The 20,938-nt window shown below is 56.0% G+C and carries 27 protein-coding genes, 1 tRNA gene and 3 pseudogenes; 15 read left to right on the forward strand and 16 right to left on the reverse strand.

Going from position 1 to position 20,938, the window contains the following annotated elements; all coding sequences use genetic code 11:
- Window positions 1-17: 17 nt before the first annotated feature.
- The 7 genes and pseudogenes from G6041_RS09800 to G6041_RS09830 form a co-directional block, all read right to left on the reverse strand.
- Window positions 18-512 (reverse strand): annotated as a pseudogene (locus G6041_RS09800) (DUF1073 domain-containing protein); the annotation flags it as partial.
- Window positions 509-919, reverse strand: a pseudogene (locus tag G6041_RS09805) (phage terminase large subunit); the annotation flags it as partial. The pseudogenes G6041_RS09805 and G6041_RS09800, both read right to left, overlap by 4 nt.
- Entirely contained in the window at window positions 903-1,349 is a 447-nt protein-coding gene (locus G6041_RS09810) for a ubiquitin carboxyl-hydrolase (RefSeq protein WP_041460581.1), read from the reverse strand. The gene G6041_RS09810 and the pseudogene G6041_RS09805, both read right to left, overlap by 17 nt.
- 9 nt (window positions 1,350-1,358) lie before the next feature.
- On the reverse strand, window positions 1,359-1,559 hold the full coding sequence (locus G6041_RS09815) for a hypothetical protein (RefSeq protein WP_041460730.1): 201 nt from the start codon (window positions 1,557-1,559) through the stop codon (window positions 1,359-1,361).
- A gap of 392 nt (window positions 1,560-1,951) precedes the next feature.
- On the reverse strand, window positions 1,952-2,416 hold the full coding sequence (locus tag G6041_RS09820) for a lysis protein (RefSeq protein ID WP_012125409.1): 465 nt from the start codon (window positions 2,414-2,416) through the stop codon (window positions 1,952-1,954).
- Window positions 2,406-2,909, reverse strand: a complete 504-nt coding sequence (locus G6041_RS09825) for a lysozyme (protein WP_012125410.1) — start codon at window positions 2,907-2,909, stop codon at window positions 2,406-2,408. The genes G6041_RS09820 and G6041_RS09825 overlap by 11 nt, the downstream gene beginning before the upstream one ends.
- A 2-nt stretch (window positions 2,910-2,911) precedes the next feature.
- Complete coding sequence (locus G6041_RS09830; protein WP_012125411.1) at window positions 2,912-3,148, reverse strand: phage holin; 237 nt, start codon at window positions 3,146-3,148, stop codon at window positions 2,912-2,914.
- A 227-nt stretch (window positions 3,149-3,375) separates the two neighbouring features.
- Here G6041_RS09830 and G6041_RS09835 point away from each other — a divergent pair, with 227 nt between their 5' ends.
- The gene (locus G6041_RS09835; RefSeq protein WP_012125412.1) at window positions 3,376-3,657 is read left to right on the forward strand and encodes a DUF1456 family protein; all 282 of its coding nucleotides are present in this window, start codon (window positions 3,376-3,378) and stop codon (window positions 3,655-3,657) included.
- Between the two features lie 260 nt (window positions 3,658-3,917).
- Here the strand turns inward: G6041_RS09835 and G6041_RS09840 are convergent, their stop codons facing one another.
- The 4 genes from G6041_RS09840 to G6041_RS09855 are packed head-to-tail and all read right to left on the reverse strand — an operon-like array spanning window position 3,918 to window position 5,351.
- The gene (locus tag G6041_RS09840; RefSeq protein WP_012125413.1) at window positions 3,918-4,682 is read right to left on the reverse strand and encodes an antitermination protein; all 765 of its coding nucleotides are present in this window, start codon (window positions 4,680-4,682) and stop codon (window positions 3,918-3,920) included.
- Window positions 4,679-4,858 carry a hypothetical protein gene (locus G6041_RS09845; protein ID WP_012125414.1) on the reverse strand — a complete coding sequence of 60 codons (180 nt, stop codon included), beginning with the start codon at window positions 4,856-4,858 and terminating at the stop codon, window positions 4,679-4,681. Before G6041_RS09845 ends, G6041_RS09840 begins: the two co-directional genes overlap by 4 nt.
- Window positions 4,855-5,112 carry a DUF7740 domain-containing protein gene (locus G6041_RS09850; RefSeq protein ID WP_012125415.1) on the reverse strand — a complete coding sequence of 86 codons (258 nt, stop codon included), beginning with the start codon at window positions 5,110-5,112 and terminating at the stop codon, window positions 4,855-4,857. Before G6041_RS09850 ends, G6041_RS09845 begins: the two co-directional genes overlap by 4 nt.
- Complete coding sequence (locus tag G6041_RS09855) at window positions 5,109-5,351, reverse strand: RusA family crossover junction endodeoxyribonuclease (protein ID WP_256743891.1); 243 nt, start codon at window positions 5,349-5,351, stop codon at window positions 5,109-5,111. Before G6041_RS09855 ends, G6041_RS09850 begins: the two co-directional genes overlap by 4 nt.
- Window positions 5,352-5,420: 69 nt before the next feature.
- Between G6041_RS09855 and G6041_RS09860 the strand changes: the two genes are divergently transcribed.
- From G6041_RS09860 to G6041_RS09885, 6 genes and pseudogenes are all read left to right on the forward strand, one after another.
- Complete coding sequence (locus G6041_RS09860) at window positions 5,421-5,633, forward strand: hypothetical protein (protein WP_084999286.1); 213 nt, start codon at window positions 5,421-5,423, stop codon at window positions 5,631-5,633.
- Window positions 5,630-6,232 (forward strand): DUF3850 domain-containing protein, encoded by a 603-nt coding sequence (locus G6041_RS21605; RefSeq protein ID WP_072193688.1) that lies wholly within the window; start codon window positions 5,630-5,632, stop codon window positions 6,230-6,232. Before G6041_RS09860 ends, G6041_RS21605 begins: the two co-directional genes overlap by 4 nt.
- A gap of 590 nt (window positions 6,233-6,822) precedes the next feature.
- The gene (locus G6041_RS09870; protein ID WP_032968335.1) at window positions 6,823-7,170 is read left to right on the forward strand and encodes a hypothetical protein; all 348 of its coding nucleotides are present in this window, start codon (window positions 6,823-6,825) and stop codon (window positions 7,168-7,170) included.
- A 31-nt stretch (window positions 7,171-7,201) separates the two neighbouring features.
- Window positions 7,202-7,555 carry a hypothetical protein gene (locus tag G6041_RS09875; RefSeq protein ID WP_054628522.1) on the forward strand — a complete coding sequence of 118 codons (354 nt, stop codon included), beginning with the start codon at window positions 7,202-7,204 and terminating at the stop codon, window positions 7,553-7,555.
- Window positions 7,555-7,650: pseudogene (locus tag G6041_RS21565) on the forward strand (helix-turn-helix domain-containing protein); the annotation flags it as partial. The gene G6041_RS09875 and the pseudogene G6041_RS21565, both read left to right, overlap by 1 nt.
- Window positions 7,651-7,781: 131 nt before the next feature.
- Window positions 7,782-8,945 (forward strand): tyrosine-type recombinase/integrase, encoded by a 1,164-nt coding sequence (locus G6041_RS09885; protein WP_054628521.1) that lies wholly within the window; start codon window positions 7,782-7,784, stop codon window positions 8,943-8,945.
- A gap of 15 nt (window positions 8,946-8,960) precedes the next feature.
- On the opposite strand, the gene G6041_RS09890 is transcribed toward G6041_RS09885, so the two are convergent.
- Window positions 8,961-9,037, reverse strand: a tRNA-Arg gene (locus tag G6041_RS09890).
- Window positions 9,038-9,245: 208 nt separating this feature from the next.
- On the opposite strand from G6041_RS09890, the gene folD reads away from it, so the two are divergent.
- From folD to malI, 4 genes are all read left to right on the forward strand, one after another.
- A complete protein-coding gene (gene folD / locus G6041_RS09895; RefSeq protein WP_012125417.1) occupies window positions 9,246-10,112 on the forward strand; it encodes a bifunctional methylenetetrahydrofolate dehydrogenase/methenyltetrahydrofolate cyclohydrolase FolD in 867 nt (288 codons plus the stop codon).
- A gap of 1 nt (window position 10,113) precedes the next feature.
- On the forward strand, window positions 10,114-10,326 hold the full coding sequence (gene ybcJ, locus G6041_RS09900) for a ribosome-associated protein YbcJ (protein WP_004387141.1): 213 nt from the start codon (window positions 10,114-10,116) through the stop codon (window positions 10,324-10,326).
- Window positions 10,327-10,602: 276 nt separating this feature from the next.
- Window positions 10,603-12,102 carry a PTS transporter subunit EIIC gene (locus tag G6041_RS09905; protein WP_012125419.1) on the forward strand — a complete coding sequence of 500 codons (1,500 nt, stop codon included), beginning with the start codon at window positions 10,603-10,605 and terminating at the stop codon, window positions 12,100-12,102.
- Window positions 12,103-12,166: 64 nt separating this feature from the next.
- Window positions 12,167-13,183 carry a Mal regulon transcriptional regulator MalI gene (gene malI, locus G6041_RS09910; protein WP_012125420.1) on the forward strand — a complete coding sequence of 339 codons (1,017 nt, stop codon included), beginning with the start codon at window positions 12,167-12,169 and terminating at the stop codon, window positions 13,181-13,183.
- 208 nt (window positions 13,184-13,391) lie between these two features.
- Here malI and cysS read toward each other — a convergent pair whose 3' ends face one another.
- Window positions 13,392-14,777 (reverse strand): cysteine--tRNA ligase, encoded by a 1,386-nt coding sequence (gene cysS / locus G6041_RS09915; RefSeq protein WP_041460582.1) that lies wholly within the window; start codon window positions 14,775-14,777, stop codon window positions 13,392-13,394.
- Between the two features lie 176 nt (window positions 14,778-14,953).
- Between cysS and ppiB the strand changes: the two genes are divergently transcribed.
- From ppiB to purK, 4 genes are all read left to right on the forward strand, one after another.
- Window positions 14,954-15,448, forward strand: a complete 495-nt coding sequence (gene ppiB / locus G6041_RS09920; RefSeq protein WP_004387145.1) for a peptidylprolyl isomerase B — start codon at window positions 14,954-14,956, stop codon at window positions 15,446-15,448.
- 3 nt (window positions 15,449-15,451) lie between these two features.
- Complete coding sequence (gene lpxH / locus G6041_RS09925; protein WP_012125423.1) at window positions 15,452-16,174, forward strand: UDP-2,3-diacylglucosamine diphosphatase; 723 nt, start codon at window positions 15,452-15,454, stop codon at window positions 16,172-16,174.
- A gap of 132 nt (window positions 16,175-16,306) precedes the next feature.
- Window positions 16,307-16,816, forward strand: coding sequence for a 5-(carboxyamino)imidazole ribonucleotide mutase (gene purE, locus G6041_RS09930; RefSeq protein ID WP_004387147.1), 510 nt, complete (start codon window positions 16,307-16,309; stop codon window positions 16,814-16,816).
- On the forward strand, window positions 16,813-17,880 hold the full coding sequence (purK, locus tag G6041_RS09935) for a 5-(carboxyamino)imidazole ribonucleotide synthase (protein ID WP_004387148.1): 1,068 nt from the start codon (window positions 16,813-16,815) through the stop codon (window positions 17,878-17,880). The genes purE and purK overlap by 4 nt, the downstream gene beginning before the upstream one ends.
- 249 nt (window positions 17,881-18,129) lie before the next feature.
- Here the strand turns inward: purK and G6041_RS09940 are convergent, their stop codons facing one another.
- The 3 genes from G6041_RS09940 to G6041_RS09950 are packed head-to-tail and all read right to left on the reverse strand — an operon-like array spanning window position 18,130 to window position 20,889.
- Window positions 18,130-19,275, reverse strand: a complete 1,146-nt coding sequence (locus tag G6041_RS09940; RefSeq protein WP_007891967.1) for a trans-sulfuration enzyme family protein — start codon at window positions 19,273-19,275, stop codon at window positions 18,130-18,132.
- Between the two features lie 11 nt (window positions 19,276-19,286).
- A complete protein-coding gene (locus G6041_RS09945; protein ID WP_012125424.1) occupies window positions 19,287-20,657 on the reverse strand; it encodes a pyridoxal-phosphate dependent enzyme in 1,371 nt (456 codons plus the stop codon).
- Window positions 20,658-20,715: 58 nt separating this feature from the next.
- Entirely contained in the window at window positions 20,716-20,889 is a 174-nt protein-coding gene (locus G6041_RS09950) for a hypothetical protein (protein ID WP_012125425.1), read from the reverse strand.
- Between the last annotated feature and the right edge of the window lie 49 nt (window positions 20,890-20,938).

The following is a 20,938-nucleotide window of genomic DNA, read 5'->3' on the forward strand; positions in this document are numbered from 1 at the left end:
ACTGCGTTGGGTCGGCTTTATTGCGCGGAATTATCGGGCTGCCCGGTCGTTGTCGGTTGTTCAATTGGTTCACCTGTCAGCGGGTCTGTCGTTGCGGCTCCGGCAGGCTCTTCTGGTTCACTGATTGGCTCAAGCTCACCGACAGCACGGATTTCATTCTCCGTTATCGCCGGAGTGCCGAACGCAGCCTGAGTGTCTTTGGCAACGGCTGCCATCGCCTGCATATTTGCAATCTTCTCTTTCTCACTCGGCGCGAGTAGGTCAGACCATGCGAGCGTTACCTCGCCAGACTTCGGCGGGTCGATGACGCCAATCTGCCAGAAACGCTCAATGACGCGGGAGATGAAGTCGGACATGAAACCCCATCGGCGACCGTTGCAGCGCTTGGCCCAGTCCGTCTTGTCCTCATCCGAAGCAAGACGCCCGGTCTGCTGACCAAAGAGAATGGTGAACGGACACTGAATCGTCGTGGCAAACTCGTTAGCTGCTACTGTCCATGTAGGAGTCGGGTCACCGACTCGGCCTCATCAACCCAAGCTACAAGAATTCGCGCTTTTGATTTGATGCTGTCGAGGTTATGGCGTAGACCACAGAATACGTAGCTTACTCTGCGGTTCTTTGTCCGGATGTATTTCTCGCCGATGTCGAAGTAATCATCAAGCCACGGCACCGAGCGGATAGCTTGCTTGACCTCCTCCATGGAGGATTCTTCCAGAGAGTTCATATACTCACGAGCGCAAAGTATTACGCCACTGATATTGGCCTCTGCCGCCTGATAGGCCCTGACAGCAGTCATCAATGCGAAGGTGCGCGTCTTTGCTGAACCACGGCCGCCGTGAGCACCACGATAGCGAACACCTTCGGTAGCGAATACCGGGACTAACTTTGCTGGTATCTGGAGGTCAACTTGGCTTTCCATTGTCTGGGTCAACTCCTACCAAGCGAATCGTCGTTGGCTTTGTAGCCATAGTGCCGTCAGATGATTTATGGTCGATCTCCTGACTGACCTTGTCGCCATACTTCTTAGGGTTCATTCGGGCCAGCGCCCATTTGCGGGTATCAATTCGAAGTCGTGCCTTACCTACTGCGGCAGCCTCTTCAGCTACTGTGTCAGCGATATCGAACATCTCTTCGAAAATAGCGTCGGCGCGCGTCTCCGTGGCTTTCGCGTATTGGTCGCGAAACTCTTCATGCTGAGCAAGCCAGCGGAAGACAGTCGACTTATTCGGCATGCCTGGACGCTCACACACCTTGCGCAGGCTTTCACCATCGGCAAGCAGTGAGCAGATGTCAGCAGCCACCTCTGGTAGATAATCAGAAGGGCGGCCAGTTTTTGATTCGGTCGCCATAGTCATTCCTTAAGATGTTTGTTCTTCAACTTCAGGCTCGGGCACGTATTCCATCTCCTGCACGTTATCAGGTGCCAGGTATACCCATGATCCGTCCTCTCTGGCTACGCCGATGAAGCCGTTAATAATCTCTGGCTGAGATCGCTTCATCAGGCCTTCATGCGTCTCGCCTGTTTTGGTTTTGACTGTGATGCGGTAGATGTCGGCCATGATTTCCTGCCCGTTATATTTTTCGAGTGCCATCATCAGGCGCACTCGCAAATGCGCCTTGTGATGTTTAGTGGTTCACTATGTTTTGAGAACGCTTCTATATAACGGCTTGCCTATCTGTACATCAGGTCGCTCACCGTACAATTATCCCCGGACTATTCCTATAAAAGATGCCTGCCGCTTGTTAAGCTGAATATATCGGCCAGGATTATTTCCATCTTGTTGGTGGAGTGGCTCCTACAAACAAGGTCTGTGAGTCGCAGGGATGAAGACCATACAGACAGGAATGTCTTGCGAGAAAAAGCATCAGGGAAAACAAGTCAACGCTGCGTTAATAATTATAAAAAGAGAAAATATCTATCCTGTCGTCGCCCCAGCCATGGGGCTTTTTTTTATCTCAAACACTGCTCCCGAACATACGCCTGCAATCCGCTCAACTGCCTGGTCACGGTCTCGATCCGCTCCCTGAGGGTGAAATAATCCCGTTCAGCGGAGTCAGTAAGTCCGGGGCTGGCTGCATCATCCAGGCTGGCGGTGCCGGAGGCGGATTGCTTCGTACAGGTCGCGTGGAGCTGCAACCGACGCTTGCCAGAAGCAACGTCATCATGCAGCTGATCGATAGTCGCCTGAGCATCTGCAAGCTCCTGTGTGTATTTTGCGTCGAGCGCGGCCACATCGCGCTGGCGAGTCTGCATGTCGCTGATGGTGTCTTTAGCCAGATTTAATTCACGATTAACTTTGGTTAAAGATGCCTGCGATTCTTTGAGCGCTGACCGGTAATGACTGGCGATGACAATAGCGATTGCCAGCAGCAGGCTCATTGCTGCGAAGAGGATGAGCTTCCATTTAAAGGTCATTTTCACTTTCCGCCAGGCACATAGAGCGCTCCATCTCCCGCCGGTTCTGCAATCCCTTCCACTTCATACCGCCTGCATAGACCCAGCGGCGCATTTCTTCACACGCCCCTTCCTGGTCGCCTTTGTTCAGCTTGCGAAGAAGCGTCGACTTAGCGAAGGCATCACTGCCTACGTTGAACACGAAGCTGTAGAGCGAGGCGCGCTGGTATTCGCTCAGAGGAACCTTAACCAGCTTGTCTACGGTCGCCTTGGCCGGTTGCAGGTCTTTCCACAAAAGACGGTCACATTCTTTGTCTGTGTAGGTCTTCCCGCGAATGATGTCGTTGCCAGTGTGACCGTCGCAGACAGTCCAGACGCCTGCGACATCTTTGTAGGCCTGATACTTCCGGCCCTCTACGCCATCCTTGCCACCGATGAATATCGTGGCGATGACCATCGAGCCTGCACCCGCTGCGGCAATCAGTTTGTTTCTCAGTGAGGACGGGATAGCCATCTTTAGTCCTCCTTTGATAACTGCCCGGCTGCGGAAGGCCATCGCTCGTACGCCTGAATCTGCGCCAGCGTGGTTTTGCGTTTGTAATACCAGTTGATACCGAACGTCAGTAGCGCCACGACAATACCGGCGATAACGCCTACTGCGCTCCACTCGTCAGGACTTAGCCGGGTTAGCAACCCATTAGCCACCGTCCCGGCAGATGCGCCATAAGCTGCGCCAGAAGCTAATTTGCTCATATGTGACATCTCACACCTCCGATAGGAAGTGCTGTGGTGTAGTTAGGAAAGGCCAGCGAGGCATCGGATGCGAGGGTTCATCTGTGATTGATTGCCTGTGGCCTAATACGAAAAAGGCCCGCCGAAGCGAGCCATTGAATAGGAATTTATTTAGGTGAAAAGTTGATCTACGCACTACAAATCGAACTATTTCCAGGGCATTATCCAATCCATCGAATGGAGGCGTTATGGATAACGGACAGCTAACTGTTAACCTGAAACTGATAGCATCAGCGCTTAAGCTAACGCGCCATGACCTGGTAGAGATAGTGCGCGAAGGCGGGATGGAAATATCATCCACTCACGCAGACAAGTGGTTGCGAGCCAAAGGAGCGACTAAAATCGCTACCGGTAATTCAGCGGATTACGGTGCTCACATTAATCGTACTGAAACGATAAAAGATGACGAATTCCGCGCGTTCTGCATTGGCCTCAAGCCATGGCTTGATAAGTTAAGCGCAGAAAAGTAGCGTGTAATGTTCCCCACTTAGGTGGGGATTAACCGGCAATACTGTACAGTTAAAATGGACAGTCACCTGGTAGAAATACGTTCCCCGCTTCGGCGGGGATTTTCTTTTGTAGCTCTGCAAAAAAAAGCCCCGAGCGATTAACTCAGGGCTTAATGTTTTTAGCGCTTAACAACGTGCGCAACTTCCACTGTTAGAAATCATATCCGCAGGTTCGGGAAAAGTAAATAGTGCACGATAAATTAATGCACTATTTTCGGTTTTTACCTGGTGACTTCTCGTAACTGTGCGTCAGCCCACGATTCTTCCACCTCAAACTTGATGATAAGGCCGTCGTAGAATGGCTTAACTGACTTCTTCCACGTATCGAGGGAGATGGCGTCAGTAATCTGGCATACCGCCGCAAATGCCTCGGTAGATGGCAAGCGAGGATAGCCAACGCCGCCGCAGCGCCTGCAGTCAGAAACCACAGGAACGCCCTGCTTTTCTGTTTCCTCCTGGTTGATCGCCTTGCCACGACCTTTGCAGTCAGAGCACGCGGTCGAGACCACCCCTTTCCCTTTGCACTTCTGGCACAGCACTTTAACCTGCTCCCTTCTGGCCGCAAGGTTAGGCCGGCCAATGTGCTTCATGGTCACTACTTCCGCATGAATGAAGCCAGCGCCATTGCAGCATTCACACTGCCGGGTACTCCCGGCGTTGCGTGAGTAATCTTCAAAGGCGTAAGTTGCGAGCGCTTGCATTACCTTTGGCTTAATATCACTTTCGAGCTTACGCAAGGCGGCAACCTTATCGCAGCGCTCAATTGCATACAGGGTCAGCAGTTCAATAGCTTTCTCACGGTCATTGCTGCTGACGCCCATTTTCCCCATAAAGGCCGCAAAGCCCATCTGCGCGCGATTCTGCACCATTCCCTGAGCTGCCATGATATCAGTGCCGGTCAATGCGTCTGATGCTGTGGCTCGCGGGGAGTCGTTTATCATGGTTGATTTGGCGAAGTGATACTTCAGTGCGTTTTCCAGGTTCATGCTGCATCACCTCCCTCTGGTTTGTTAATGCCAAGCCGGTTTACCAGCTCCCGACGCATTTCCATCAAACGCTTCTCCGTCTCGTGAACGTTGTTGAGCTGCCACTCGATAGCCTCAAGCATCTCCTTATCCTTCTGGCGCTGCTGAGCTAATGCGATGTTTGTTACCGTCGTCATGCTGGCTCTCCCACCATTGAATCGAGTTGTCGGCGCAGCATCTTGAGTGCACCGTCCGGGAATGGCTGGCGCGCCAGTCCGGTGAATATGCCGTGCACTTTCCGGTCGCTCAGCCGCGGCAGTAAGGCGTTCACCGTCGCGCGGATAGCACCGTTAACCTTGCGCCCGTCTTTCTGCGCCAGCTTTGCGGCCAACTCCACAGTCACCAGGGCATCCAGATATTCCTCGCAGACCTCTCTGCTTACTTCGCTCATGCTGCCTCCATCAATTCGGCTATATCGGGTAATTTCCCGCCCAGCTCGGTCACTACCAAAACGAGCATTCCGCCTTTAACCGCCTGACAGCGCTTGATGCGCATATCGTCTACCTGACCGTCATCCAGCCAGAAGCCCGCACTGGTGAGTGCGTCAAAAACGGCTTTGGGTAGATTGTCCAAATCGCGTTTGCGGTTGGCGAAGAAAGCTAACCCGTTTATTTCAGCTCTGGCGGCGATGGATGCAGATGAGCATACCGGTGACCCGGATATACGGCAGGCCGAAAAGATTTTGGCAGGGGGTGAGTAGTGGCGACAAACAAAACCTTAGAGGCGTCCAACCTCTGGCAGATTGAGCGCGCGAGATTTGAAGAACGGCATCCTGACCAGCGCGTACTGCTAAATCGCATTGAAGAGCAGCTTCACAGCAACATTATGGCCGCCGTTATCTTGCTGTACGACCTCTCGTTTGCTGTTCGTGAAGTTGAGCGTAAGTCAATAGAGACAGGGGGTGAAGCGTGAGCGAAATAAGAGAGCCTGTTACGCACAATTTAAAAATTTTGCCTGAGAACTATTCAGCCGTTTGCGCGGGAGTTAAACGCGCGGAGCTACGCAAAAATGACCGCGATTACCGCGCCGGTGACACTCTCGACCTTTGCGAGTGGGATAAGGATGACGAGTCTTTTACAGGTAATTACATCAGCGTAACGGTAACGCACGTAGCTGACGTTAGCGAGTGGATGCCGGGGTATGTGCTGCTGAGCATCGAGCTGGCGCTGCGGGAGCGGGCGGAGCCTGTTTATCAGGTGCAGGCCATGGACTGGCACGACGTTGAAAAATATCTCTACGATGAAGCGCTAGATCGCGGTATCAGATGCCGAGTGATCTACACCGCACCGCCCGCGCCGGTTGCTGCTGGCTGGATAGCGTTCAGCGAGCGGATGCCTGAACTCGATACCCGCGTACTTCTATACTTCCCAGATTACGGCGGGCATATCGAAGATGGCTGTATAGGCGACGAAGGGGATGGGCATTATCACTACTTCTTTGATGGATATTCATTAAGGCATGAGCCTACACACTGGATGCCGCTACCGGAAGCACCGGGCAAGGAGGGGTGATGGATTGGATAAATAAATATGCATGGTACGGAAGGAAGGCAGCCTCCTCTGTACTTCCATTCATTCTGGGGATAATCGCCGAACAAAGGGCTCCTGATTATGCCCTGTGGTTCACAATCCCTGTGATTATCTTCTTCGGATGGGCACGTAAGACGCGTGCAGCTAATGATGTATGGTTCAGAGGGAACCGCGGACCTATTGATGACGACTGACGACTAAACTCTCACCTTGTTGCGCCACGAATTGACAGCCCGACCACCTCAATTTACTGTATATAAATACAGTTATTTTGGGGTGAGTCATGAGCAAAGACTCGGACTATCTGATTATTTACAGAGGCGAGATACATCACCGCATCACGCCCGGTCGGTGGGTGCTCATTCAACGCGCAAAGGAGTACGGCGGCGGGTGGTGGCTAGGGAAAGCGTACGATGATGTGTTTATGCTGGAGTTCGAGAGGCCTACGTCAATGGCCGTAGCGTCGGAATACATCATGTCGCACAGGCGGATGAGCACATTCCCGCCGTGGGATGACAATTTTGAGTTAACACAGTGACCCGCCGAGCGCGGGTTTTTTATTGGAGAAATTTATGTCTGATTTGGCAATGAAGGTTCTGGAGTGGCAGGCAAAGGGTCGCGTTGGAATAAGCAGTGCGACGATGGCATCAATTGCACTTGGCCTAGAAAAGAACTTTTATCATGGTCGTTTCGATGCTCCATCCGACCCGGCAGACCTGCACAGATGCATGCTTCTGGTTGAGGATATCCCTGAGATTAAAGATAGCTTTTCCGCAATAGCGAAGAAGGTTAAGAGTTTTTCTCCAATTCTGCGCGAATGGGATCGGCTGACAGGGCTGCTAAAGGAGGAGTTAAAGCGACCAGACGGACGCGCGCCAGAAACTTATGCGCTCATGCAAGAACTACTCAAGGCCGCCTGATGGCGGCTTTTTTACGCCTGGAGATAATGATATGAGCTATTGCCGATTTAGTTCAGACAACTGGCGCAGCGATGTCTACTGTTATGAATCTGCTCAGGGTTATATAACTCATGTGGCTTCATCAAGAATTATCGGTGACGTTCCAGCACTTCCATTCTTCTTTGATGTGCCTCCTGCTGATTTCTTTGAAGCAGTTCGTAAGCAAAACGAGTTCATAGAATCAGCAGAGCGCGAGCCTATCGGTCTGGATCATGATGGGGATATGTTCATTGATAAAACTCCCGATGAAATGATTGATAGACTTATCTATTTGTCCGGGAAGGGATACTTCGTTCCTGTCAGCGCAATTGAATCTCTATCAGAAGAGATAAAGGAAGGTGCATGATGGAACAATACAGCCTCACTCTCGATGAGGCCTGCGCCATGCTCGGCATATCCAGACCCACGGCCACAAACTGGATAAAGTCAGGGCGACTACAGGCCACCCGCAAAGACCCATCAAAACCCAAATCCCCCTACCTAACCACTCGCCAGGCTTGCATTGCAGCCCTCAAATCTCCGCTGCATACTGTCGCCGTGAGCGCGGGTGATGGCATACGAGAGGAATTGATATGTCACTCTTCCGCAGAGGTGAAATCTGGTACGCATCGTACTCGCTCCCGGGCGGGAAGCGAATTAAGGAATCTCTTGGCACAGCGGACAAGCGGCAAGCGCAAGAGCTGCATGACCGAAGGAAGTCAGAACTCTGGCGAGTAGACAGGCTTGGTGATTTCCCTGACGTAACGTTCGAAGAGGCTTGTTTGCGCTGGCTTGAGGAAAAAGCTGATAAGAAATCGCTCGATACTGATAAAGGCCGGATGGGATTCTGGCTTGAGCATTTTGAAGGGATGAAGTTGAAAGATATTACTGAGGCGAAGATTTACACGGCCGTCAGTAAGATGCAGAACAGGAAAGCAAAGGAAATCTGGATACAGAAATGCGCGGCAGCAGAGAGAAAAGGAAAGGAGTTTCCGGTATTCGAAGGCAGGCCTGTAACGACTTCAACCAAGGCCAAGCATCTGGCATTGATGAAGGCAATACTACGCGCCGCAGAAAGGGACTGGAAGTGGCTGGAAAAGGCTCCGGTAATAAAAATACCGCAGGTGAGGAACAAGCGCGTTCGCTGGCTTGAGCCTGAAGAGGCCGAAAGGTTGATTAATGAATGTCCGGAGCCGCTTAAATCAGTTGTCAGGTTTGCGCTGGCTACTGGTCTAAGGCGGTCGAACATCATTAATCTGGAGTGGCAACAAATCGACATGCAGCGTCGTGTTGCCTGGGTGAATCCGGAGGACAGCAAGTCAAACAGGGCTATTGGCGTAGCACTGAATGATACAGCCTGTCGGGTATTGCGTGAACAGATCGGCAATCATCACAAATGGGTGTTCGTTCACACCAAAGCGGGAAACCGTCCTGATGGTACAGTAACGGATCAGGTCAGGAAGATGAGGGTTGACGACCAGCGGGCATGGAACTCTGCTTGCCGTAGGGCGGGAATAGAGGATTTCCGGTTCCATGACCTGAGGCATACATGGGCGAGCTGGCTTATTCAGGCCGGAGTGCCACTGTCTGTTCTACAGGAAATGGGAGGCTGGGAGTCAATTGAAATGGTTCGTAGGTATGCACACCTCGCACCTAATCACCTTACTGAGCATGCGCGCCAAATTGACTCCATTTTAGGGTTTTGTGTCCCAAATATGTCCCACACAGGAAATAAGGAGGATTTGAAAGAGGCGTAAACTATTGAAATATAATGGCGCGCCCTGCAGGACTCGAACCTGCGACCCACGGCTTAGAAGGCCGTTGCTCTATCCAGCTGAGCTAAGGGCGCCTCGTGAAGAGGCGTTTCACGTTTTCTCTGCCGGTAGCAGTGTGAAACGCGTGGAATTATACGGTCAGTACCAGGTGAGTCAATGGCTTTCGAACCGCCTGCTGGACAATTGAGCGAAAGACACAAACGAAAACTGACAGCACGGCGCGCTTCTGACAGAATATCCTCATCCCCTCTTCTTTTGATTACAGACGGAATCTTCTCTCTGATGGCAGCAAAGATTATTGACGGTAAAACGATTGCGCAGCAGGTGCGGCTTGAAGTTGCCGAAAAAGTGAAAGCGCGCGTGGCGGCCGGAAAACGCGCTCCCGGGCTTGCGGTTGTGCTCGTTGGCGCGAACCCGGCATCGCAGATTTATGTCGGCAGCAAACGTAAGGCTTGTGAGGAAGTGGGCTTTGTGTCCCGCTCTTACGATCTGCCGGAAACCACCAGCGAAGCTGAACTGCTGGCGCTGATTGACGAGCTGAACGCCGACGCCGCGATTGATGGCATTCTGGTTCAGCTGCCGCTGCCGGCCGGTATCGATAACGTGAAGGTGCTGGAGCGCATCGCGCCGGATAAAGACGTGGACGGCTTCCATCCATATAACGTTGGCCGCCTGTGCCAGCGCGCGCCGCGTCTGCGCCCGTGTACGCCGCGCGGTATCGTCACGCTGCTTGAGCGTTACAACATCGACACTTATGGCCTGAATGCCGTGGTGATCGGCGCGTCCAATATCGTCGGCCGCCCGATGAGCATGGAGCTGTTACTGGCGGGTTGCACCACCACCGTGACCCACCGCTTCACCAAAAATCTGCGTCAGCATGTCGAAAATGCCGATTTGCTGATCGTCGCGGTCGGCAAGCCGGGCTTTATTCCGGGCGAGTGGATCAAAGAAGGTGCCATCGTGATTGATGTCGGCATCAACCGTCTGGAAAACGGCAAAGTGGTCGGCGACGTGGTGTTTGAAGAGGCGGCCAAGCGCGCCAGCTACATTACGCCTGTGCCGGGCGGCGTTGGCCCGATGACGGTCGCCACGCTTATCCAGAACACGCTGCAGGCGTGCGTTGAATACCATGACGGCGAGGAGGCATAACATGGCAACATTTTCTTTAGGTAAACACCCTCACGTCGAACTGTGCGACCTGCTGAAGCTCGAAGGCTGGAGCGAAAGCGGCGCGCAGGCGAAAATCGTGATTTCCGAAGGTCTGGTGACCGTCGACGGCGCGGTGGAAACCCGCAAGCGCTGCAAAATCGTCGCCGGACAAACCGTCAGCTTCGACGGTCAGAGCGTCACGGTCACGGCGTAACGCCCCACGCCCTCTCGACGAGGGGGCGTGAATTTCCCCCTTCAGAACCTTTTCTTATTGCCCTTCCCCACCCTCTCATCCAGTTTACGCTTAACACCTGCCCGGCCCGTTTTCTAACCGACTTCAAAGAATCAGCAAATCTTCTGGCGAAACGTTAAATAGATGTTGCGCGAAAAGGCTGCGATCCCACAGCATAGGTAGAACGTTCTACTAGAACGTTCTACCTACTATAAAACAGGGCACAAAAAGCCCGGCTGTTCCAATCGGGGGATCGGTATGAGTCTGATAACAGGTTTGGTTAAATCGCTGTCAAAATTGTCGATGATAGGCCGCGCGCTGATGCTGCCTATTTCGCTGCTGCCCGCCGCCGGCCTGCTGCTGGCCTTCGGCGATAAATTCCATCTGCCGCTGATGATGAACGCGGGCGGGGTTATTTTCGATAACCTGCCGCTGCTGTTCGCCATCGGCTCCGCCGTCGGTCTGGCGTCGGAATCCGGCATCGCGGCGCTCTCGGCGGCAGTCTCGGTCTTTATCATTAACATCACCATCAGCACGCAGCTTGGCATCACGCCGGAAATGGCGGCAAGCGGCGGCAAATATGCGATGGTGGTCGGCATTCCCACGCTGCAGATGGGCGTGTTCGGCGGGCTGATTTCAGGCATTCTTGCCGCGTGGTGTTATAACCGCTTCCACACGCTGCAACTGCCGGAGTTCCTGGGATTCTTCTCCGGCAAACGGTTTGTAGCGATTGCCGCAGCGTTTCTTTCCTTCCTGCTCGGGCTGGCGCTGCCGTATGTCTGGCAGCATATTCAGGCGGGCATCGACGCGCTGTCGGTTATCGTCAACGGCGATAATCAGGCCGCCTCAACGTTTATCTTCGGGCTGGTAGAGCGCGCGCTTATCCCGCTGGGCCTGCACCATATCTGGTATCCGTCGTTCTGGTATTCGTTTGGCGATTACACCACCCAGAGCGGCCAGGTTATCCACGGCGATCAGACCATCTGGTTCAAAATGCTGGAAGAAGGCGTGAAAAGCTTCAGCAGTAACACCTACCAGAACGCCGGTAAGTTTATGCAGGGCGAGTTCCCGCTGATGCTGTTCGCGCTGCCGGCGGCGTGTCTGGCGATGTATCACGAAGCCAGCACGAAGAATAAAAAAATCGCCTCCGGTATTCTTTTCTCCGCCGCGCTGACCTGTTTTCTGACGGGGATCACGGAGCCGGTGGAATTTACCTTTATTTTTGTCGCGCCGGTGTTGTATGTATTTAACGCCATCATGGCGGGGCTTGCGTATATGTCCATGTATTTACTGGACGCGCATATCGCCAAATCGTTCTCCGCCGGGCTTATCGACTATATTTCGTTCGGCATTCTGCCCTCTTTTAACGGCTATCAGACGCACTATCTGAACGCGGTTATCGTCGGCATTCCGATGGCGATTATTTACTACTTCACCTTCCGCTTTGTTATCCGCCGTTTTGATGTGAAAACGCCGGGCCGCGTGGATGTCACCGCCAGTGCGGATGATAAAACCGATGCGGAGCTCGCGGGCAATATTGTGGGCCTGCTCGGCGGTAAAGAGAACATCACCAGCGTCGGTGCCTGTATTACGCGCCTGCGTCTGGAAGTGGCGCGCCCGGATCTTGTCGATAAAGACGGGCTGAACGGGCTTGGCGCACGCGGCGTGGTGTTTGTGGGCGATAACGGTATTCAGGTGATTTTCGGGGCGCGCGCGCAGTTCATCGCGCAGAGCCTGTCAGGCATGACGGGGAAATAGCAGTGCCTGCGCGGGCCTCACGTCAGGCCCGCGACATCAGCGATAAAAGGATAAATCAGGGCAGATGAAAAAGGTCAGCATTATCGATGTGGCGCGCCAGGCGGGCGTTTCGGTTTCTACGGTCTCGCTGGTGCTGCGCGAGAAGGGGAAAATCTCTGCCGCGACCATCGAAAAGGTGCATGCCGCCATTGAGGCGCTGGGCTACGTGCATAACGTCGCGGCCGCTAACCTGCGCGGTAAAACCTCGAACCTGATTGGCCTGGTCGTTGAGGATCTGAACGATCCCTTTTCGACCCGCGTGACGGCAAGCCTGGTGCAGGCGCTGGAGGCGCAGGGTTTTATGGTTTTTCTCACCCAGCCGGGGCGCGACACAAGCCGCCTTGAGAGCTGTTTTGTCTCCTTTACCCGCCAGGGCGTGGCGGGGGTGGTTTATCTGACTGCCGATTCCCGCCACCGCGCGCTGCCCACGCCGGTCGTGCAGAGCACGCTGCCGCTGGTGGTGGTGTCGCAGTCGCCAGTAGAAGAAAAGCGCAACAGCGTGGTACGCGATAACCGCCAGGCGGGCGGGCTCGCCACGCGTTATCTGATTGAGCGCGGCCACCGTAATATCGCCTATATCGGCGGTACGGCGGGATGTCTTATCCGTGAGGAGCGGCTTTACGGCTACCGCGCGGCGCTGTCGCAATACGGCTTGCCGTGGCGTGATGAGTTCGCGCCCGCCTGCGCTGAGGAGACGCTGGCGGTGAGCCAGACGGTGCGCCAGCTTCTTGAGGCGAATAACAAAATCACCGCCCTGCTGTGCCATTCGCCGCACGCGATTATCGGCTGCCTGGAAGCGATTCATCAGGTGGGCCGCACGGTGGGGAAAGATGTGTTCCTGACACAGCAGGTGTCGTTGATTGGCTTTGAGGACATGATGCACGTGAATCTGACGTCGCCTTCGTTTACCTATGTCTCTTCCGCCAGTGAAGAGACCGGGCATCAGGCGGCGGGGTTGATCGTGCGGCTTATCCGCGAACCAGACTTGCCTGCGCAGCGGATTACGCTCTCGGGCCAGTTGATTGCGCGCGGATCGGCGTGATGGATGACGGTGGGCGCGCGTTTGCTTTTGTGGTGGGTGCGCTTCGCTTACCCACCCTACATGTTTTGCGCTTTCTTCCGTGGTGGGTGCGCTTCGCTTACCCACCCTACAACGGATGTCGCATCGTTTCGTAGGGCAGGTAAGCGCAGCGCACCTGCCGAAACCACTTAAATCACAGCCATAAAAAAGCGGCTTTCGCCGCTTTTTCTTATTTACGTCGCCAGGTTGTACCCTGTGGCCCATCTTCCAGAATAATGCCCATCTCGTTTAAGCGATCGCGCGCGGCGTCCGCTGCCGCCCAGTCTTTCGCTTTGCGCGCTTCAAGACGCTTAACGATCAGCGCTTCGATTTCCGCCACTTCATCGTCGTTGGCCTGCGCACCGGATTGCAGGAACTGCTCCGGCTCTTGCTCCAGCAGGCCCAGCACGGCGGCAAGCTTACGCAGATGCGCGGCTAACTGGTTCGCCGCGCTGCTGTCTTCCGCTTTCAGGCGGTTCACTTCGCGCGCCATATCGAACAGCACGGAATACGCTTCCGGCGTATTGAAATCGTCGTTCATCGCCTCGACAAAACGCGCTTCGAACGCCTCGCCGCCTGCGACGGTCGCGCTGGCGTCGGTGCCGCGCAGCGCGGTGTAGAGACGCTCAAGCGAGGCGCGCGCCTGCTTCAAGTTCTCTTCGCTGTAGTTCAGCTGGCTGCGGTAATGGCCGGACATCAGGAAGTAGCGCACAGTCTCGGCGTCGTAGTGCTGCAGCACGTCACGCACGGTAAAGAAATTGCCGAGCGATTTGGACATCTTCTCGCGATCGACCATCACCATGCCGGAGTGCATCCAGTAATTCACATACTCGCCGTCGTGCGCGCAGGTGGACTGGGCGATTTCGTTTTCATGGTGCGGGAACATCAGATCCGAACCGCCGCCGTGAATATCGAAATGGCTGCCGAGCTGCTTGCAGTTCATCGCGGAGCACTCGATATGCCAGCCTGGACGCCCGTCGCCCCACGGTGACGGCCAGCTCGGCTCGCCCGGCTTGGACATCTTCCACAGCACGAAATCCATCGGGTTACGTTTGCTGTCGGCCACTTCCACGCGCGCGCCCGCCTGCAACTGTTCCAGATCCTGACGCGAAAGCTTGCCGTAATCCGCGTCGCTCTCCACCGCGAACATGACATCGCCATTACCCGCGACATACGCATGGCCGCGTGCGATAAGTTGCTCAACGATTTCAATAATTTCCGGGATGTGCTGCGTCGCGCGCGGCTCGCTGTCCGGGCGCAGAATATTCAGCGCATCGAAATCTTTGTGCATCTCGGTGACCATACGGTCCACCAGCGCCACGAAATCTTCGCCGTTCTCGTTGGCGCGTTTAATAATTTTGTCGTCAATATCGGTAATGTTGCGCACATATTTCAGCTTATAGCCGAGGAAACGCAGGTAGCGCGCCACAACGTCAAACGCGATGAACGTACGGCCATGACCGATGTGACAGAGGTCGTAAACGGTAATACCACACACGTACATGCCGACTTCCCCGGCATGGATAGGCTTAAATTCCTCTTTCTGGCGACTCATGGTATTGAAGATTTTTAACATCAGAAGTTTCCGTGTCAGTGTGTGGTAAGCAGATAAAACCCCTATATTACCCATAATTGAAAGCGCAAGCACCCCACTTTGCAAGGTGAAGCAAGCGGTGAGTTATGCTATAACAGCCTCCTACTGTGGCTTCTTTCGGAAGCCGAAGCACCACTGAAACAAAACAGGATGCAGACATGGTTACTTTTCACACCAATCACGGCGACATCGTAATCAAGACGTTCGATGACAAAGCGCCGGAAACGGTAAAAAACTTTCTGGACTATTGCCGCGAAGGTTTCTACGACAACACCATTTTCCATCGTGTAATCAACGGCTTTATGATTCAGGGCGGCGGTTTTGAGCCGGGCATGAAACAGAAAAGCACTAAAGATCCTATCAAAAACGAAGCCAACAACGGTCTGAAGAACACCCGCGGTACGCTGGCCATGGCGCGCACGCAGGCGCCGCACTCCGCAACGGCCCAGTTCTTCATCAACGTGGTGGATAACGACTTCCTGAACTTCAGCGGCGAAAGCCTGCAGGGTTGGGGCTACTGCGTGTTCGCAGAAGTAGTCGAAGGTATGGACGTGGTTGATAAAATCAAAGGCGTTTCCACCGGCCGCAGCGGCATGCATCAGGATGTGCCGAAAGAAGACGTGATTATCGAGCGCGTAACCGTCAGCGAGTAATTCGTGGCGACGCTCTTTATTGCAGATCTTCATCTGTGCTCAGAAGAACCGGCGATTACCGCCGGTTTTCTGCGTTTTTTAGCCGGTACCGCGCGTGAAGCGGACGCCCTTTACATCCTGGGCGATCTTTTTGAGGCCTGGATTGGCGATGACGACCCGGAACCGCTGCACCGCGAGATAGCTGCCGCGCTGCGCGCGCTCGTGCAATCCGGCGTCCCCTGCTATTTCATCCACGGCAACCGCGATTTCCTGCTTGGCCGTCGCTTCGCCCGCGAAAGCGGTATGCAATTGTTGCCCGAAGAGCAGGTGCTGGATCTCTACGGCAGACGCGTGCTGATTATGCATGGCGATACGCTGTGCACCGACGATGCCGGTTATCAGGCGTTTCGCGCCAAAGTGCATAAGCCGTGGCTGCAAACCCTTTTCCTCGCATTACCCCTGCGGCTGCGCCGCCGCATCGCCGCCCGCATGCGCGCCGGCAGTAAAGCCTCTAACAGCCAGAAAGATCTTGCCATCATGGATGTCAACCCACAGGCAGTGGTCGATACCATGGAACGCCAGCAGGTGCAGTGGCTCATTCACGGCCACACCCACCGCCCTGCCGTCCATACGCTTGAGGCGAACGGCAAGCCCGCGCACCGCGTGGTGTTAGGTGCCTGGCACAGCGAAGGCTCGATGGTCAAAGTCACCCCCGACAACGTGGAACTGGTAGCGTTTCCGTTCTGATCCGCGCGGTACTTTTTGCCGCGCTCGCGCCTACGCAACCGTTTTCCTTGCCGGTTTTCCGTGATATTCTCAAGGCCCTCGTAACGGCGACCCCGTTGATTTTGCCGCCTGACCACAGGAGTTTTGAGACGTATGTCTTCCAGCCACACCCCGGCGCGTATCGCCATCGTCATGGGTTCCAGAAGCGACTGGGCCACCATGCAGTTTGCCGCAGAAATTCTCGATGCTCTGGATGTTCCTCACCACGTTGAAGTGGTCTCCGCGCACCGCACGCCCGATAAACTCTTCAGCTTCGCCGAGCGCGCGCAGGAGAACGGGTTTCAGGTGATCATCGCGGGCGCAGGCGGCGCGGCGCATCTGCCGGGCATGATTGCCGCGAAAACGCTGGTGCCGGTGCTGGGTGTGCCGGTACAGAGCGCGGCGTTAAGCGGGCTGGACAGCCTCTACTCTATCGTCCAGATGCCGCGCGGCATTCCGGTCGGCACGCTGGCTATCGGTAAAGCGGGCGCGGCGAACGCGGCTCTGCTGGCCGCCCAGATCCTGGCGCAGCACGACAGCGCGCTGCTGGCGCGTCTTGAACACTGGCGTCAGAAACAAACCGAGGAAGTGCTGGAGAATCCGGACCCGCGGGGTGAGGCATGAAGCAGGTATGCGTGCTGGGTAACGGCCAGCTTGGCAGAATGCTGCGCCAGGCGGGCGAACCGCTTGGCATTCGCGTCTGGCCGGTAGGGCTGGACGCCGATCCGCAGGCGGTGCCGTTCGCGCAGAGCGTTATCACGGCGGAAATTGAACGCTGGCCGGAAACCGCCCTGACCCGCGAGCTGGCGCGCCACAACGCGTTCGTTAACCGCGATGTTTTCCCGCTTATTGCCGACCGTTTCACCCAGAAACAGCTGCTCGATAAGCTCAATCTCCCCACCGCGCCGTGGCAGTTGCTGGCAAGCAGCGACGAATGGCCGCAGATTTTTGAGAGCCTCGGTGATCTGGCTATCGTCAAGCGCCGCACCGGCGGCTACGATGGCCGCGGCCAGTGGCGGCTTCGCGAAAACGAGACTGAGACGCTGCCCGCTGAATGTTACGGCGAATGCATCGTCGAGCGGGGCATTAACTTTACCGGCGAGGTGTCGCTGGTGGGCGCGCGGGCGCGTGACGGCAGCGCGGTCTTTTATCCGCTGACCCACAACCTGCATCAGGACGGCATTCTGCGCACCAGCGTGGCCTTCCCGCAGGCGAACGCTACCCAGCAGAAGCAGGCCGAAGCGATGCTGCGCGCGATTATGGACGAGCTTAACTATGTGGGCGTGATGGCGATGGAATGTTTCGTCACGCCGCAAGGGCTGCTGATTAACGAGCTTGCGCCGCGCGTGCACAACAGCGGCCACTGGACGCAGAACGGCGCGTCCATCAGCCAGTTTGAGCTGCACCTGCGCGCCGTCACCAATCTGCCGCTGCCGCAACCGGTAGTGAGCGGCCCGTCGGTGATGGTGAATCTGATTGGCACCGATCTGAATTACGACTGGCTGAAACTGCCGCTGGTGCATCTGCACTGGTATGACAAAGAGGTGCGTGAAGGCCGTAAAGTCGGGCATCTCAATCTGAGCGATGCCGAGGCGACACTGATTGACGCCACGCTGGAAGCGCTCTCGCCGTTGCTGCCGCCGGAATATGCGAGCGGCATCGCCTGGGCGCAGGCGCATTTGCGGTAAGAAAAGCACCCTGCGGGGTGCTTTTTTATTGGGTGTGGCTGGTGGTTTAACGGTGGGTGCGCTGCGCTTACCCACCCTACCATTCACCTTTTTACGGAGTGTGATGGGTGTTTGAATGGTGGGTGCGCTGCGCTTACCCACCCTACAAACGGTTTAATACCGGCCTGTGCGCTGCGCTTACGCACCCTACCATTCACCATTGCTCATCCCCGTAGGGCGGGTAAGCGAAGCGCACCCGCCAGTCCAGAATTACGCCTCCAGCGCCTGCTCGAGATCCGCGAGCAAATCCTCCGCGTCTTCAATCCCGACCGACAACCGAATCAACTGCGGCGTAATCCCGTTCGCCAGCCGCTGCTCAAGCGGAATCGAGGCGTGCGTCATACTGAACGGCTGGCTCACCAGGCTCTCTACGCCGCCGAGACTCTCGGCAAGCGTAAAGAGCCGCAGCTTTTTAATCACCTGTGCCGCACGCTGGTCATCGCCGCGCACCACGATGGAAATCATACCGCCCGCCAGCGCCATCTGACGTCGCGCCAGCGCATATTGCGGGTGGCTTTCCAGCCACGGGAAAAACACCTTTTCCACCTGCGGATGCTGCGCCAGCCGCTGCGCAATCTTCAGCGCGCTGGCGCTGTGGCGCTCCATACGCAGCGCCAGTGTGCGAATGCCGCGCAGCGTCAGAAAGCTGCTGAACGGGTCGAGCACGCCGCCGACGGCGTTCTGCAGATAGGCCAGCTGCTGCGCCAGTGCAGGGTTATCGCCGACCACCGCCAGCCCGGCCACCACGTCGGAGTGGCCGTTCAGGTATTTGGTGGCTGAATGCACCACGATATCAAACCCGAGCGTCAGCGGGCGGTGAATGGCGGGCGAGGCGAACGTATTATCCGCCACGCTTATCAACCCACGACGCCGCGCCAGCCCGGCAATCGCTTCGAGATCCGCCAGTTTCAGCAGCGGATTGGTCGGCGTTTCGACCCAGATCATCCGGGTTTCCGGGCGGATCGCCGCCTCCAGCGCCGCCAGATCGTCCGGCTTCACCCAGGAGACGGTCAGCCCCGCGGTGCGCTTACGCACATTTTCCAGCAGCCGGTACGTGCCGCCATAGACATCGTCCACCGCCACGATATGGCTCTCTTTGTCGAGCAGCTCCAGCACCGTGGAAATGGCCGCCAGCCCGGAGGCAAACGCGAATCCCTGACTGCCCGCTTCAAGCTCCGCGATGGCGCGCTCGAGCGCGTGGCGCGTCGGGTTGCCGCTGCGCGAATATTCATAACCGGTATGCTCGCCGGGCGCGGGCTGCGCGTAGGTGGAAGTGGCGTAAATCGGCGGCATCACCGCGCCATGCTGATCGTGATGCGTGCCGCTGTGCACGCTGAGCGTTGCAAATTTATCCATGATAAAACTCCTTAAGATTCAAGCTGGTTGCGCCAGCGGTTCAGCACATCGGTACGGGTGATAAGCCCGAGAAAGCGCATCTCGTCGGTAATCACCGCCACCAGACCGCGTTCGAAAACCTCAAACAGTTCCCGCTCGCTGGCGCTTTTATCGAGCGTCACCACTTCGCGGTTCATGGCCGCCGAGACGGGCGTGAGAAAACGCTGGCTGTCGCCGCGGATAAACGTCAGCAGATCCCACTCATCGACAATGCCCACCACGCGCCCCTGCGCCAGCACCGGAAGCTGAGAGATATCGTAAAGCCGCATCCGGGCGAGCACCGTCGCGAGCGAGTCATCGGGTGCCGCGGTCACGGCTGCGCCTTCATCATGGCGAAACGCGATGTAATCACGCAGATCGCCCACGGTGGGCCGCGTCTGTAGCCCCTGCTGGCGCAGCCAGTCGTCGTTAAACATTTTCGAGAGATATTTATTGCCACTGTCGCAGGCGAACGTCACCACGCGTTTCGGGGTAGTCTGTGCGCGGCAGTAGCGCAGCGCGGCGGCAAGCAGCGTGCCGGTGGAAGAGCCCGCCAGCACGCCTTCGATTTTCAGCAGATCGCGCGCGGCAGCGAACGCGGCGGCATCGGTCACCCGAAAGGCCTGCCGGACGCCCTCCAGATGCGCGAGCGGCGGAATGAAATCCTCGCCGATGCCCTCCACCAGCCACGATCCCGCCTCGTGATAGCGCCCTGTTTCAACCTGATCGGCCAGGATCGATCCTGCCGGATCGGCGAGCACGAATTCAGTGTGGGGAGAGTGCTCGCGAAACCAGGCCTGAAGCCCGCCGAGCGTGCCGCCGGAGCCAACGCCCACCACGATAGCGTCAATGCGCCCTTCCGCCTGCGCAAAAAGCTCCGGCGCGGTAGTGGTCTGATGCGCCAGCGGGTTGGCGGGGTTATTAAACTGGTCGATATAAAACGCGCCAGGCGTTTCATCGGCGAGGCGCTGCGCGTAATCCTGGTAATAGGCCGGGTGGCCTTTGTTCACGTCCGAGCGGGTGAGCCGCACGTCCACGCCCAGCGCGCGCAGGTGATAAATTTTCTCGCGGCTCATTTTGTCCGGCACCACCAGAATCAGCCGGTAACCCTTTTGCGCGGCGATAAGCGCAAGGCCAAGGCCGGTATTGCCCGCCGTGGCTTCAATTATGGTGCCGCCGGGCGCAAGCCGCCCCAGGCGTTCAGCCTCGTTAATCATCGAGAGCGCCACGCGGTCTTTAATCGAACCGCCGGGGTTCTGGTTTTCCAGCTTCAGCAGCAGTTCACACGGGCCGGTATCGAGCTTTGCGAGGCGCAGCAGCGGCGTCTGCCCGATAAGAGAGGTTACAGAATCGACTATCGACATGGTCGGTTTATCCAGTCATCAGAGAATGGCCAAATGATAGGACTGCGTTTTTTGGCGGTTAAAGAATCATTCGCGGGTCTTTAGAACTAGATGGAATATTCTCTGCTGTTCTGGCAGTAAAGAAGGAAAGCGGTAAAGTCGTCCGGAAATATCGATGGCTGAATGAGGCATTTTTGCTGCCATTTTCACCGTTTTTTCTTATACAGACGCCCGCTTTTGCCAGTTTGCGCATTTGGATTACCGGAATTTATCGAAGCCGCCCGGCACGTTTTCCGTATACC

This window comes from Cronobacter sp. HA18003 (assembly GCF_011605905.1).
Classification (GTDB): domain Bacteria; phylum Pseudomonadota; class Gammaproteobacteria; order Enterobacterales; family Enterobacteriaceae; genus Cronobacter; species Cronobacter sakazakii.